The organism is Caulobacter sp. ALps2, assembly GCF_058681635.1.
In genome coordinates, this window is the sequence record NZ_CM178743.1 from 2,020,614 (window position 1) to 2,034,520 (window position 13,907).

Annotated in this window: 14 protein-coding genes and 1 other RNA gene; 12 read left to right on the forward strand and 3 right to left on the reverse strand. The window is 67.8% G+C overall.

Features of this window, described 5'->3' with window-relative positions:
* Positions 1 to 54 precede the first annotated feature (54 nt).
* From ACW173_RS09680 to ACW173_RS09690, 3 genes are all read left to right on the forward strand, one after another.
* Positions 55 to 1,095, forward strand: coding sequence for a ribonucleotide-diphosphate reductase subunit beta (locus ACW173_RS09680; RefSeq protein ID WP_492084921.1), 1,041 nt, complete (start codon positions 55 to 57; stop codon positions 1,093 to 1,095).
* Positions 1,096 to 1,268: 173 nt separating this feature from the next.
* Entirely contained in the window at positions 1,269 to 1,931 is a 663-nt protein-coding gene (locus ACW173_RS09685) for a hypothetical protein (RefSeq protein WP_492084923.1), read from the forward strand.
* 52 nt (positions 1,932 to 1,983) lie between these two features.
* Positions 1,984 to 2,856, forward strand: a complete 873-nt coding sequence (locus tag ACW173_RS09690) for a 2-dehydropantoate 2-reductase (RefSeq protein WP_492084924.1) — start codon at positions 1,984 to 1,986, stop codon at positions 2,854 to 2,856.
* 60 nt (positions 2,857 to 2,916) lie between these two features.
* On the opposite strand, the gene ACW173_RS09695 is transcribed toward ACW173_RS09690, so the two are convergent.
* Both ACW173_RS09695 and ACW173_RS09700 read right to left on the reverse strand, forming a co-directional pair.
* Positions 2,917 to 3,333: a DUF6491 family protein gene (locus tag ACW173_RS09695; RefSeq protein WP_492084926.1), complete on the reverse strand. Its 417-nt coding sequence runs from the start codon at positions 3,331 to 3,333 to the stop codon at positions 2,917 to 2,919.
* 149 nt (positions 3,334 to 3,482) lie between these two features.
* The gene (locus ACW173_RS09700) at positions 3,483 to 4,742 is read right to left on the reverse strand and encodes a dicarboxylate/amino acid:cation symporter (protein WP_492084928.1); all 1,260 of its coding nucleotides are present in this window, start codon (positions 4,740 to 4,742) and stop codon (positions 3,483 to 3,485) included.
* Positions 4,743 to 5,066: 324 nt separating this feature from the next.
* On the opposite strand from ACW173_RS09700, the gene ACW173_RS09705 reads away from it, so the two are divergent.
* Positions 5,067 to 6,521: an AMP nucleosidase gene (locus tag ACW173_RS09705; protein WP_492084930.1), complete on the forward strand. Its 1,455-nt coding sequence runs from the start codon at positions 5,067 to 5,069 to the stop codon at positions 6,519 to 6,521.
* A gap of 127 nt (positions 6,522 to 6,648) precedes the next feature.
* Here ACW173_RS09705 and nudC read toward each other — a convergent pair whose 3' ends face one another.
* Positions 6,649 to 7,587, reverse strand: coding sequence for an NAD(+) diphosphatase (gene nudC / locus ACW173_RS09710; RefSeq protein ID WP_492084931.1), 939 nt, complete (start codon positions 7,585 to 7,587; stop codon positions 6,649 to 6,651).
* Between the two features lie 93 nt (positions 7,588 to 7,680).
* On the opposite strand from nudC, the gene ffs reads away from it, so the two are divergent.
* The 8 genes from ffs to ACW173_RS09750 all read left to right on the forward strand — a co-directional run bounded on the left by ffs (position 7,681) and on the right by ACW173_RS09750 (position 13,838).
* Positions 7,681 to 7,778: signal recognition particle sRNA small type (gene ffs, locus ACW173_RS09715), an RNA gene on the forward strand.
* A gap of 88 nt (positions 7,779 to 7,866) precedes the next feature.
* On the forward strand, positions 7,867 to 9,696 hold the full coding sequence (locus ACW173_RS09720; protein ID WP_492084933.1) for a DNA polymerase III subunit gamma/tau: 1,830 nt from the start codon (positions 7,867 to 7,869) through the stop codon (positions 9,694 to 9,696).
* 30 nt (positions 9,697 to 9,726) lie between these two features.
* Positions 9,727 to 10,056, forward strand: a complete 330-nt coding sequence (locus tag ACW173_RS09725; protein ID WP_492084935.1) for a YbaB/EbfC family nucleoid-associated protein — start codon at positions 9,727 to 9,729, stop codon at positions 10,054 to 10,056.
* Between the two features lie 36 nt (positions 10,057 to 10,092).
* Positions 10,093 to 10,695 (forward strand): recombination mediator RecR, encoded by a 603-nt coding sequence (gene recR, locus ACW173_RS09730; protein WP_492084936.1) that lies wholly within the window; start codon positions 10,093 to 10,095, stop codon positions 10,693 to 10,695.
* A gap of 112 nt (positions 10,696 to 10,807) precedes the next feature.
* Entirely contained in the window at positions 10,808 to 10,960 is a 153-nt protein-coding gene (locus tag ACW173_RS09735; protein ID WP_492084938.1) for a hypothetical protein, read from the forward strand.
* Between the two features lie 67 nt (positions 10,961 to 11,027).
* Positions 11,028 to 12,326, forward strand: a complete 1,299-nt coding sequence (locus tag ACW173_RS09740; RefSeq protein ID WP_492084940.1) for a DNA recombination protein RmuC — start codon at positions 11,028 to 11,030, stop codon at positions 12,324 to 12,326.
* An 8-nt stretch (positions 12,327 to 12,334) separates the two neighbouring features.
* Entirely contained in the window at positions 12,335 to 12,856 is a 522-nt protein-coding gene (gene def, locus ACW173_RS09745; RefSeq protein ID WP_492084942.1) for a peptide deformylase, read from the forward strand.
* A 97-nt stretch (positions 12,857 to 12,953) separates the two neighbouring features.
* Positions 12,954 to 13,838, forward strand: coding sequence for an AraC family transcriptional regulator (locus ACW173_RS09750; RefSeq protein ID WP_492084944.1), 885 nt, complete (start codon positions 12,954 to 12,956; stop codon positions 13,836 to 13,838).
* Positions 13,839 to 13,907: the final 69 nt, after the last annotated feature.

Sequence of the window (13,907 nt, forward strand, 5' to 3'; positions counted from 1 at the left end):
TGATAGGGTGAGTCAACTTAGCGTCTGTTCGACGATTCTGCTCCGAGGCTCCGCATGTCCGCTCCGTCGTCGCTCATCCTGCCCGGCCTGATGACCCCCTCGGGCGGCTACAAGCCGTTCCGCTATCCGTGGGCCTACGACTTCTGGAAGAAGCAGCAGCAGGTCCACTGGATGCCGGAAGAGGTGCCGCTGGGCGAGGACCTCAAGGACTGGGCCGTCAAGCTGAACGACAAGGAACGGAACCTGCTGACGCAGATCTTCCGCTTCTTCACGCAGTCGGACGTCGAGGTGCAGGACAACTACATGGAGCGCTACGGCCGGGTGTTCAAACCGACCGAAGTGAAGATGATGCTGGCCTCGTTCGCGAACATGGAGACGATCCATATCGCGGCCTACGCCCTGCTGCTCGAGACCATCGGCATGCCCGAGACCGAGTTCTCGGCGTTCATGGAATACGAGGCCATGAAGGCCAAGCACGACTACATGCAGACCTTCGGCGTCGACTCGAACGCCGACATCTGCCGCACCCTGGCGATGTTCGGCGGCTTCACCGAAGGCCTGCAGCTGTTCGCCTCGTTCGCCATGCTGATGAACTTCCCGCGCTTCAACAAGATGAAGGGCATGGGCCAGATCGTCTCGTGGTCGATCCGCGACGAGAGCCTGCACTGCGACGGCATCATCAAGCTTTACCACGCCTTCAACAAGGAGACGGGCGCGGTGACCAAGGCCGTGGCCGACGACATCGTCGACTGCTGCAAGACCGTGGTCGGCATGGAGGACAACTTCATCGACCTGGCCTTCGAGGCCGGTGACATCCAGGGCATGACGCCCGACGACATCAAGCAGTACATCCGCTTCATCGCCGACTGGCGCCTGCGCCAGCTGCACCTGCCGGAAGTGTACGGCGTGAAGGAAAACCCGCTGCCCTGGCTGCAATCGCTGCTGTCGGGCGTGGAGCACGCCAACTTCTTCGAGGCTCGCGCGACCGAGTACTCGAAGGCCGCGACCAAGGGTCAGTGGCACGGTTCGGAAGGCGTCTGGACCAGTTTCGACGAGATGATGAAGAAGCGCTCGGACCTGACGCCGGCGCAATAAGCCTCCACGAGGGGCGTGGTGAGGGGCGGGGCCGCGAGGTCTCGCCCTTCGTCGTTTTCAGGCGCCTGATCGTCGCCTTGGCGCGGCCCCGCTTCGGACACAACTGAACGACGTTATCGCGGCCTCGGGTTGGGGCGGGGGCGATGGGGGTCTTTCGACGGCGGCGGCGGGTCTTGATCGCGGCGGTTTCGCTGGCGCTGCACACGGCCGTGCTGGTCTGGCTGGCCTTGCCCACCGAGCCGACCTTTTTCGCGACCGGGCCGGATCTGTCGCTGATGTCGGTGGAGCTGTTTCAGCCGATAGCGCCTGACCCAGCGCTGGCGAGGCCCTCGACGTCTCGGCCTACGCGGCGCGTGGCCCTGCCCGCGCCTTCCACGGTCGCGCCCGTGGCCCCTCTCGCGGCGCCCGCCGGTGTCGCCACGATTCCCGCGCCGGCCAGCTCGGCTGTCCCCGACACTCTGCGCGCCGCCTTGCGGGCCAGCGCCGGCTGCTCACGGGCGGTGACGCGGGAAGCGCGCGAGGCCTGCGCCGAGAAGCTGGGTCGCCTGACGCCCGGGACACCCAGCTACGACGCGCCGATGGACCCGGGCAAGCGCGCCTATTACGACGAACTGGCGGCGGCGGGGCCGTCGGGCCGGTCCTATGGCGATCGGCAGCCGGGCGCCGTGACCCCGGGCGGCGCGGCCTATTTCCGTCTGCTCAACTGCTCGGTCAAGTTCGGCGGCGGGCGAAAGTCGAAGGATCGGCAAGGCGAGCTGCGCCTGGGGCGGACGCCGTGCTCCATCCCCCTGCAGGGCAGCTTCGTCACGCCCGAGGCCAGTGTCCGAAAGCGCTAGAACCCGTCGTGATCCAGCCCTATCAGAGGCCTGCGTCGTATGGAGCTTCAGCATGACCAGCATCGCGGTGATCGGCCCGGGCGCCGTGGGCGGCACGACGGCCGCCTGGCTGGCCCAGAATCCCGACCATGCGGTGACGGTCTGCGTCCGCACGCCGTTCGAGACCCTGGCGATCGAGACCCCCGAGGGGCCGATCAGCGCCAGCCCGCGCGTGGCGACGTCGCCCGAGGGGCTCCTCGCCGTCGACTGGGTCCTGGTCGCCACCAAGACCTACGACACCGACGGCACGATGGCCTGGCTGGCGGCGCTGGTCGGGCCGGAGACCCGCGTGGCCATCCTGCGCAACGGCGTCGAGCACACCGTCCCGTTCGCGGGCAAGGTCGTGGCCGAGAACCTGCTCCCGGCGGTGGTCGACATCCCGGCCGAGCGCTCGGCGCCGGGGCGGATGCTGCAGCGGCGCAATGGCTGGATCAAGGTCCCGGCGGGTGACGCTGGCCAGGCTTTCGCGGCCCTGTTCGCCCATACGCCCATCCAGATCGACGTGGTCGACGACTTCGTCACCGAGGCCTGGAAGAAGCTGGCCCTCAACTGCGCCGGCGCGGTCAACGCCCTGACCCTGAAGACGGCCGTCGTCGCTCAGAACGAGGGCGCCGCCGAGGTCATGCGGGCCCTGGTGCGGGAATGCGTGGCGGTGGGGCGCGCCGAGGGCGCGGATCTGTCCGACGACCTGCCGGACGCGGTGGTCGCCGGCTATCGCGGCCAGGCGCCGGAGTCGATGAACTCCCTGCACGCCGACCGGGCCGCTGGCCGGCCGATGGAGCTGGACGCCCGCAACGGCGTCATTGTCCGCAAGGGCGCGGCGCACGGGATCGCCACCCCCGCCAACACCATGATCGTGGCCCTGCTGAACGCGGCGGCGTCCTGACACGAAAACGGCCGCGCTGTAAGGCGCGGCCGGTTCTGGTTTCCGAAGGCGTGGTCCAGCTTACGGCTGGTACTTTTTCGGGATCGCCTTGATCTCTTCCGGCGTCAGCTTGGTGATGCTCTTGGCGCGGATCGGTATGGCGAAGCCCATGCCGTCCGACACACGCAGGTCCAGGTCCAGCGGCTGGCAGATGCTGTCGGTGCCGCGCACCACCGAAACCAGGTGGCTGCCCGGCCAGGTCAGCTGGTTGGAGCCGTACGACAGGTCGACCCGATAGACCTCGCGATTGCGGACCTTCAGATACAGGGTGTTCTTGTCCGGCGCGGTCCAGCCGCGCCAGTCGGACAGATAGAAGCATTGGCGGGGCGGCTTGGCTGGCTTGGTGTCGCCTTGGGCCGCCGAAGCGGCCGAGGCGCCAAATCCAGCGACGGCGAGCCCGATCAGCGCGGCGCGCGTGATACGGGTGAGCTTGCTCATGGCGTGGTCGTCCTAAAAGGTCCCTCGGTTCAAGAGATTGGGCCTCTCCTGGGCGAAGTCAAGTTTTTACTGTACATTTGAAACTGTACATGAAAACGGCCCGCCTCCAGAGGAAGCGGGCCGCATCGAAAAGCCTGCCGGGGAAGGTTTTAGGCCTTGGCTGGCTCGGCCTCGTCGGGCTGGATGTCGTCCAGCTCGCCCTCCCACTTGGCGACCACCGCGGCGGCGACGCTGTTGCCGACGACGTTGGTGGCGCTGCGGCCCATGTCCAGCAGGTGATCGACGCCCAGGACCAGGGCGATCCAGGCGTCGGGCATGCCGAAGTGGGTGAGGGTGGCCATGATCACCACCAGCGAGGCGCGCGGGATGCCGGCGATGCCCTTCGAGGTCACCATCAGCAGGGCCAGCATGAAGATCTGCTGCTGGATCGACAGGTGCACGCCGTGCGCCTGCAGGATGAACATGGTGGCGAAGGTGCAGTACAGCATCGAGCCGTCGAGGTTGAACGAGTAGCCCAGAGGCAGCACGAACGAGACGATGCGGCGGCGCACGCCGATCTTGGGCAGGCCGTCCAGGATGCGCGGATAGGCGGCTTCCGACGAGGCGGTCGAGAAGGCCAGCAGGGCCGGCTCGCGGATCACGCCAAACAGCGGGAACACGCGCTTGCCGATCACCAGGAAGGCGGCGACGAACAGCAGCGCCCACAGCACGCCCATGGTGGCGTAGAAACCCAGCACGAACTTGCCGTAGACGGCCAGCATCGAGATGCCTTGCGTGGCGATGGACGAGGCCAGGGCGCAGAAGATCGCCAGCGGCGCCAGCTTCATCACGAAGCTGGTGACCTTCAGCATGATCTGGGCGCCTTGCTCGGCCAGCTCCATGATCTGCGGGGCCTTGTTGTCCAGCGAGGCCACGGCCGTGCCGACGAACAGGCTGAAGACGACGATCTGCAGGATCTCGTTCTTGGCCAGGGCGTCGAAGATCGAGGTCGGCACCAGGTGGGTGATGAAGGTCTGAAGCGTGAAGCCTTCCGTCGAGGCGGCCGGCGCGGCGGCGGTCGAGGCGGCGTCGGTCAAGACGAGGCCCGCGCCTGGCTGCAGCAGGTGGACCATCAGCAGGCCCAGCAGCAGCGACACGGCCGAGGCGCTGATGAACCAGCCCATGGTCTTTACGCCGATCCGGCCGACCGAGGCGGCGTCCTCCATGTGGGCGATGCCGGCGATCAGGGTGGTCAGCACCAGCGGGGCGATGATCATCTTGATCAGGCGCAGGAAGAGGTCGGTGCCCAGCTTGAACCACTTGGAGGCCTCGGCGGCCTGCGCCGGGTCCAGAAACTGGTTACAGGCCCAACCCGTGGCGACGCCCAGGACCATGGCCCCGACGATCAGAAAGGCGAAGCGTTTGTTCATTCAGTCCCCCTGGCGCCCCCCACCAAGGTCATTGGCGGGCGTCGACGGCGTATTCTGGTTGTCGGAAGGAACGACGCACGAGAACGCCCGCGCCGCCATTCGCTCCTTCCTTGAGCATTTCAGCCCTTGTGGCCGACCCGAGCGGGTTCGTCCATGCCCTAGAGCTGGCGCGACCCGGGTTGGCCCGGGCCAAGCCGGATAAACAGGCTCAGTCTGTAGAGACGGAAGGCCGAGCGGCTTCCTCACCTTGAATAAGTAATAAATCATTCCCTTTTGGCGGGGCCGACGTCTCGCCAATGTCGCGAAACGTCGTTATAAGGCGCCATGTCAAACCAAGAAAAAGCAATCGCCGTCGTTGAGCGGCTCAATGACGAATACGAACGCGCCGTCGACGCTCTGCGGACCGCCCTGCGCGCCTATCTCGAAAATGGAACCCGCCCCGATCCGCAGACGCGGTTCGACGGGACGTTCGCCTATCCCGAGCTGCGTCTGACCTACGATCCCGAGGCCCTGCCGCCCAAGCTGGCCCGTTCGTACGCCCGTGTCAGCCGTCCGGGCGTCTATTCCACGACCGTGACCAAGCCGGCCCAGTTCAAGGACTATCTGGTTGAACAGCTGAGCCTCTTGATGGACGACTTCGAGGTCGAGATCGAGGTCGAGCGTTCGCGCCAGGAGATCCCTTATCCCTACGTTCTGGACGCCACGATCGACCTGAACCAGGCCGACGTGCGCAGCGAGGACATCGCCCGCTTCTTCCCGACCACGGACCTGGCCTTCATCGGCGACGAGATCGCCGACGGGGTCTGGAACCCGGCCCTGGAGGAGACGCGCCCGCTGTCGCTGTTCGACGGCCTGCGCACCGACTTCTCGCTGGCGCGCCTGAAGCACTACACCGGCGCCCCGGCCGAGGACGTGCAGCAGTTCATCCTGTTCACGAACTACCATCGTTATGTCGACGAGTTCGTTCGGTGGGGCATCGAGCAGCTGAAGGCGCCCGACAGCCCCTACACGGCCCTGTCGTGCTCGGGCGGGCTGACCATCACCGCCAACACGGCCAATCCGGAACTGGCGGTGGCGGAATCCACCTGGCGCAAGCACCAGATGCCGGCCTACCACCTGATGGCGCCGGGCGGCTCGGGCGTGACCCTGCTAAACATCGGCGTCGGCCCGTCCAACGCCAAGACGATCTGCGACCACCTGGCGGTGCTGCGTCCTCAGGCCTGGCTGATGATCGGCCACTGCGGCGGCCTGCGCGACACCCAGACCATCGGCGACTACGTGCTGGCCCACGCCTATCTGCGCGACGATCACGTGTTGGACGCCGTGCTGCCGCCCGAGATCCCGGTGCCGTCGATCGCCGAGGTCCAGCGCGCGCTCTACGACGCGGCCAAGGCGATCAGCGGCGACAGCGGCGACCAGTTGAAGAAGCGCCTGCGCACTGGCACCGTCGTAACCACCGACGACCGCAATTGGGAGCTGCGCCACAGCCTCTCGGCCCTGCGCTTCAACCAGAGCCGCGCCGTGGCGATCGACATGGAGTCGGCGACGATCTCGGCCCAGGGTTATCGCTTCCGCGTGCCCTACGGGACGCTGCTCTGCGTGTCGGACAAGCCGCTGCACGGCGAGATCAAGCTGCCCGGCCAGGCCAACGCCTTCTACGAACGCGCGATCAGCCAGCACCTGCAGATCGGAATCATGGCCTGCAAGCTGCTGCATGCCGAAGGCCCGAACCTGCACTCGCGGAAACTGCGGGCGTTCGACGAGCCGCCGTTTAGATAACCGGCTGGCTCAGTAGGCCCCCACCTGACCTGCCGCGCAGGTCGTCCGCCCCCAGCGGGGGCGGAAGGTGATCCTTCTTCCCCCTCTGGGGGAGGAGGGCCGTAGGCTCGGAGGGGCAGGTCGTCGCCTACTCCTCCGCCCAGGCCTTGATCAGCTGGTGCGCGATCGCTAGCGACGGCGGGCAGAACACGCCCTCCAGCTCGCCCTTGATCAGCTGGGTCGCCTCGTCCTTGTCGAACCAGCGGACCTCTTCCAGCTCGGTCTGGTCCGGGGCCGCGTCGGCGCTGTCGACCTCGGCGATCAGGCCCATCATCAGGGATGACGGCCACGGCCAGGGCTGGCTGGAATGGTAGCGGACAGCCGTCGCGGTTAGGCCAGCCTCTTCCTTCAGCTCGCGGGCGCACGCCTCCTCGATGGTCTCGCCGGGTTCGAGGAAGCCGGCCAGGGCCGAGAACATGCCGGCTGGCCAGGCCGCCTGGCGGCCCAGCAGGCACTTGCCCTCGTGGACGGCCAGCATGATCACCACCGGATCGGTGCGCGGGAAGTGCTCGGTCTCGCAGGACGGGCAGATGCGTTTCCAGCCGCCGTCGCTCACCTCGGACTTCTGGCCGCAGGCCGCGCACCAGCGGTGGCGGCGGCGCCATTCGAACATCGACTTGGCCGTCGCCAGGATGCCGGCGTCGGCCGGCGGCATGGTCGAGGCGACGCCGCGCAGCTCCTCGAAGCGGCCCAGGCCCTTCAACGGCCCCTCGGCCGGATCGGCCCCGCCCTCGACGTCGACGGCGAAGACCGCGATATCCTTCCACAGGCCCATGAACAGCAGCCGCTCGTTGCCGCCGGCCAGATCCTGGGCCAGATCGGCGCGCAGATAGGCGATCTGGACGCCGGCGGGCTGGCCCTCCTCGTCCAGGATGTCCTCGACCAGCGGCTTGCCGTTCCACAACGCCACGGCCAGGGATTCGGCGTCAGCCAGCTTTTCGGCCAGCCAGGATTCGTCCCCTCGTCGCTCGCTGGCGCGGTTCAGGGGGTTGCCGGCGAAGGTGTTGGTGATGATCGACAGAGGCATGCGGACTCTCTAGCGCGAGCGTGAACGCTCGTCACGACGTCGCATGTGCGTCATGCGCCTTGCATCCGCCGCGATGAGTCGCGATATAGGCCTCGGAGATCGGCGCGGACGGAAGCCTCGCCAACCTGGTCAGGGCCGAGAGGCAGCAGCCACAACGAGATCACCTCTGGGTCGCTGTCCGGTCTCCACCCTCTCTTTCCCCTAAAATTCGTCAGCGGATGCGCGCTCCGGTCGGGGCGAGGCTTTTTCTGTGCGCTCCGCGCCACTACACTCGGACGCATGGCCGACCACGACGACCTCTCGCCTGATTCCACGCCGCCGTGGGACGAGGCGCCCGCTGAACGCGACGAGAACACCGCCGATATCTTTGGCGAGGCGCCCGCACCCGTGGCCGCCGCTGAAGAAGCGCGCCCCGTGGTCCAGGACCCGCCGCCCGAGACCGGCGACGCCTATACGGTGCTGGCGCGCAAGTACCGCCCGCGCACCTTCGAGGACCTGATTGGCCAGGAGGCCATGGTCCGCACCCTGGCCAACGCCTTCTCCACCGGCCGTATCGCCCACGCCTTCATGCTCACCGGCGTCCGCGGGGTGGGCAAGACCACGACCGCGCGCCTGCTGGCCCGGGCGCTCAACTACGAGACCGACACCGTCAAGGGGCCCTCGGTCGACCTGACCACCGAGGGCTACCACTGCCGCGCCATCATCGAAGGCCGGCACATGGACGTGCTGGAGCTGGACGCCGCCAGCCGCACCAAGGTCGACGAGATGCGCGAGCTGCTGGACGGGGTGCGCTACGCTCCGGTCGAAGCCCGCTATAAAGTCTACATCATCGACGAAGTGCACATGCTGTCGACGGCGGCGTTCAACGCGCTGCTGAAGACGCTGGAAGAGCCGCCGCCGCACGCCAAGTTCATCTTCGCCACCACCGAGATCCGCAAGGTGCCGGTGACGATCCTGTCGCGCACCCAGCGCTTCGACCTGCGCCGGGTCGAGCCGGATGTGCTGGTCAAGCACTTCGACAAGATCTCGGCCAAGGAGGGCGCGCGGATCGAGATGGACGCCCTGGCCCTGATCGCCCGCGCGGCCGAGGGTTCGGTGCGTGACGGCCTGTCGCTTCTTGATCAAGCGATCGTCCAGACCGATCGCGGGGCGACCGTCACTTCGGCCGTCGTGCGCGACATGCTGGGCCTGGCCGACCGCGGCCAGACCATCGCCCTGTTCGAAAACGTCATGGCCGGCAAGACCAAGGACGCCCTGGATGGCTTCCGCGCCCTGTGGGGCTTCGGGGCCGACCCGACGGTGATCATGCTGGATGTCCTCGATCACTGTCACGGCTCGGCGGTGTCAAAGGCCTTGGGGCCCGACGCCCTGTCGATGCCCAAGGAGCAGGCCGCGCGCCTGGCGGCGATCGGGGCCCACACCTCGGCCGGCACGCTGTCGCGCCTGTGGCAGATGCTGCTGAAGGCCCACGAGGAGGTGCGCCGCGCCCCCGACGCCATGGCCGCGGCCGAAATGGCCCTGATCCGCCTGTGCTACGCCGCCGACCTGCCGGGTCCCGAAGAAGCCCTGAAGGCCCTGCGCGACGGTTCGCCGATCGGCGGTGGTGGCCCGGGCGGCGGCGTCTCTGTCGGCGGTGGTTCGGGGGCCGGCGGCGCGACCGCCCACGCGCCAATGACCATGGCCGCGCCGGGCGCCCAAGCCATGCCCGTGGTGGCCTCGTTCGACGACGTCATGGCCCTGATCGCGGCCAAGCGAGACATCGGTCTGCGCCTGGACGCCGAGCAATATATCCGCCCGATCAGCTTCCGGCCTGGCGCCATCACCTTCGAGGCCGCCCCTGGCGCGCCCGGCAACCTGGCCGGCCGCCTTGTCCGCTTCCTGAAGGAGGCCACCGGCCAGCCCTGGCTGGTGGCGGCCGAAGGCGGCGGCGGGGCCGAGAGCCTGATGGAGCGCCAGAAGCGCGAGGAGCGCGAGGCGCTGGAGGAGATCAAGAAGGATCCCTTCGTGTCCTCGGTGCTGTCGGCCTTCCCCGGCGCCGAGATCGTCGAGATCCGCAAGCTTCTCACCCCCGAGGCGGCGCCTCTGGAGCCGGATGAGGAAGAGGGCTGAGCGCCCACGTTTTGAAGTTGGAGTTCTAAGATGAAAGATCTCGGCGGCCTGATGAAGCAGGCCCAGGCCATGCAACAGAAACTGGCCGACGCCCAAGCGCAGCTGGCCGTCAGCACCGTCGACGGCACGTCGGGCGGCGGTATGGTCACGGTCACCCTGATGGGCACCGGCGAACTCGTCCGGGTGCTGATGGACGAAAGCCTGGTCCAGCCGGGCGAGGGCGAGGTGATCGCCGATCTGATCATCGCCGCCCACGCCGACGCCAAGAAGAAGCTCGACACCAAGCAGGCCCAGATGATGCAGGAGGCCGCCGGTCCGATGGCGGGCCTGATGGGCGGCATGCCGGGCATGAAGTTCTAGGCCACCCTTTCCGTTGAAGGGGATGAAAGGAAAAGCGTGGGAGCCTCCGCCGGACCCGAGATCGAGCGCCTGATCGCCCTGCTGTCGAAGCTTCCGGGTCTGGGACCGCGTTCGGGCCGGAGGGCGGCTCTGGCCCTGCTGAAGAAACGCGACACGCTGCTGGCGCCGCTCGCGCTCGCCATGGCCGAAGCGCAGGCCAAGGTCCGCGCCTGCTCGACCTGCGGCTCGCTGGACGTCACCGATCCCTGCTCGATCTGCGCCGACCCCACCCGCGACGGGCGGCTGCTGTGTGTGGTCGAGGAGGTCGGGTCGGTCTGGGCGATGGAGCGCGGCGGCTCGTTCAAGGGCCGCTACCACGTGCTGGGCGGGCTGTTGTCGGCGCTGGACGGCGTGGGCCCTGAATCCCTGCGCATTGGCGAGCTGGCGGCCCGCGTGGCCGACGGCGAGGTCTCCGAGGTGATCCTGGCCCTGCCGGCCACGGTCGACGGCCAGACGACCGCCCACTACATCGCCGATCGCCTGACCCGCACCAATGTCCCGGTGACCATGCTTGCCCGCGGCGTCCCGGTCGGCGGCGACCTCGACTGGCTGGACGACGGCACCATCGCCCAGGCTTTACGCGCGCGGCGGCCGGCGTGACGGAAAATCTCCGAACCGTAGCAATCGCGCCCTGACAAGACCGCGAAAGCGGTGGCAAGCTCAAGCGGTCACGTCGGCGATCATCGTCCGACGTCAGCGTGAGGACATCTCCATGAGCGCTCCTGAGGATCAGACCCCAGAGGTCGAAACCGAAGCTCCGCACCCGGCCAAGGTCGGCGTGGTCGACCGTGGCCACAACGTCACCGGTTTCGGCGGCGAACCGATCAGCGGCATGATCGCCGACCTCGCCGACGGCGACGATTGATCAACAACGGCCGGGCGTCGAGCCCGGCCGTCTTCCGTTCTTGACCGACTCCCGGTAGGAACGGAGCATGAACTTCTCCGACCCGTTCTTGATCCTTACGATCGTCTTCGCCCTCGCGGCCGCCGCCTGCGCTCTTTGGGCGGTAGCCAGCCAGCGCCGCGCCGCCCGCGCCGAGGCCCAGGCCTGGATGCTGAACGAGAAGGTCGCCCAGGCCGAGGAACGCACCCGCCTGCTGGAAGACCAGACCGCCACCCAGATCGAATTGATCAAGGCCCAGGCCGCCCAGAGCGCCAACGCTATCGCCGAGCAACTGATCAAGCGCGCCGACGAAAACGCCAAGAGCCGGGACAACCTGGCCCAGGCCCGCCTCGAGGCCCAGCTGAAGCCGGTGGCCGAGACGCTCGCCAAGTTCGAGGCTCAGGTCACCGCCGTCGAGAAGGCCCGCGCCGAGGAGACCGGCGGCCTCAAGGCCCAGATCGCCGCCCTGCTGGAAGCCTCGACCGCCACCCAGGCCGAGGCCCGCAAGCTGTCGGCCGCCCTGCGTCGCGGGGCCGGGGTGCAGGGCCGTTGGGGCGAGCAGACACTCCGTAACGTTCTCGAGGCCGCCGGCCTCAACAGCCGCTTCGATTTCCAAGAGCAGTTCAGCGTCGACACCGAGGAGGGCCGCCGCCGGCCTGACGTCAAGGTCACCCTGCCGGGCGGGGGCGTGTTCGTGATCGACGCCAAGTGCTCGCTGAACGCCTTCCTTGAAGCGCAGGAGGCGACGGACGACGCGTTGCGCGAGGCGGCCATGGTCCGCCACGCCGCCAGCGTGCGCGGTCACATGCAGGGCCTGTCGTCCAAGGCCTATTGGGACCAGTTCTCCAGCGTCGGCTCACCCGACTTCGTGGCTATGTTCGTGCCTGGCGACGGCTTCCTGGCCGCCGCCCTGGACCGTCTGCCCGACCTGATGACCGAGGCCATGGAGCGCCGCGTCGTGTTGGTGACGCCCACCACCCTGTTCGCTCTCTGCAAGGCCGTCGCCTACGGCTGGCGCGCCGAGGACCAGGCCAAGAACGCCGCCCGCATCGTCGAGGTCGGGCGCGAGCTCTACAAACGCGTCTCGGTCATGGGGGCCCACGCCGGCGCCATGGGCAAGGCGCTGGAGAGCGCGGTGGGCAAGTACAACCAGTTCGTCGGCTCGCTGGAGAGCCAAGTCCTGACCCAGGCCCGCCGTTTCGAGGAGTTGTCGGTCGACCACGAGGGCAAGGAAATCGCCGAACCCGCGCCCGTGGAGCAGGGCGTTCGCCCTCTCACCAAGCTCGCCGCCCAAACAGGGATGGGGCAATCTCCCACCTTGACGCTCGGAAATGAGACGCCTACCTGACGAGTACCATGGCTATCCGTCGCATCCTCACCGTCGATAACGCCGCCGACCTGGCGACGCTGAAGAAGATCTCCACCCCGGTGGAGACCGTCACCGACGAGCTGCGCGCGCTGATGGATGACATGCTGGAGACCATGTACGACGCCCCCGGCATCGGCCTGGCCGCCGTGCAGATCGGCGAGCCCGTGCGCGTCATCACGATGGACCTGGCCCGCGAGGGCGAGGAGCCGGCCCCGCGCTACTTCGTCAATCCCGAGATCCTGTCGACCTCGGAAGAGACCCTCGGCTACGAGGAAGGCTGTCTGTCGGTGCCGGAATATTTCGACGAGGTCGAGCGCCCGTCGAAGGTCACGATCCGCTACATGAACTATCAGGGCGAGACCGTCGTCGAGGAAGCCGAGGGCCTGTTCGCCGTCTGTATCCAGCACGAGATGGACCACCTGGAAGGCGTCCTCTTCATCGACCACCTGTCGCGCCTGCGTCGTGACCGCGCCATCACCAAGGTCAAGAAGGCCCGCCGCGCGGCTTAGGGCGGAAGGCTCCCCCCGTGGGCCTATAACCGCAAGATCGGTCGAGCACGATCCCGCGGCGAGCGGCTAACTGGCCCCGCCACGGAGACGGGGGACGATGAAGGCGGCGCTTCAAAACTACAACGCCCGGATGCGGCGGGTGCTGGACCATGTCGACCAGCACTTGGACGGCGATCTGGACCTGGAAACGGTGAGCCGAGTGGCCGCCTTCTCCAAGTTCCATTTCCACCGGCAGTTCATGGCGACCTTCGGGTTGTCCGTGCATCGGTATGTCCAGCTGGCCCGCCTGAAACGCGCGTCGCGCCGCCTTGCCGCGAACGACGCCCAGAGCGTCACCGAGATCGCGCTGGAGGCCGGCTACGACGCGCCGGACGCCTTCGCGCGCGCCTTTCGGCGGCGGTTCGGGCAGTCGCCGTCATCGTTCCGCAAATCGCCCGACTGGGCGCCGTGGCTCGCGGCCTTCGGGCCTTTGGACAATGCGAGAAGCAAGCTCATGCAGATTACCTACGAACCCGCCGACGTGACGATCCGCGAAGTCCCCCCAACGCCGGTGGCGATCATGGAGCACCGGGGCGACCGGGCGACCCTTCCCGCCACCATCGAGCGGTTCATCGCCTGGCGCAAAGCCGCCGGCCTGTCGCCGCGGACCAGCGCGACCTTCAACATCTTCCGGTCCGAGCGGATCCCCGAGGACGCCGCCGCGTACAGCATGGACCTGTGTATCGGGACCGACCTGCCGATCGATCCGGACGACGCGCGGATGAAGGCTGGCGTGATCCCCGGCGGCCGTTGCGCCGTGCTGCGGGTCGCCCACGATACCCATAACCTGGAGCCCGCCGCGCTTTACCTCTATCGCGACTGGCTGCCCGCCAGCGGCGAGGAGGTCCGCGACTTCCCGATCTATTGCCAACGACACTTTTCGTTCCCCGCGAACGCGCCGGTGCACGAGGTGGTCGTCGAGCTGTTCCTGCCGCTGAAATAACGTCGGGCCGCGCGGCGGGCGTCGGCCCGCCGCTCGGCCGTCCTGGCGGTCCATGACGGGCTGCTAGCC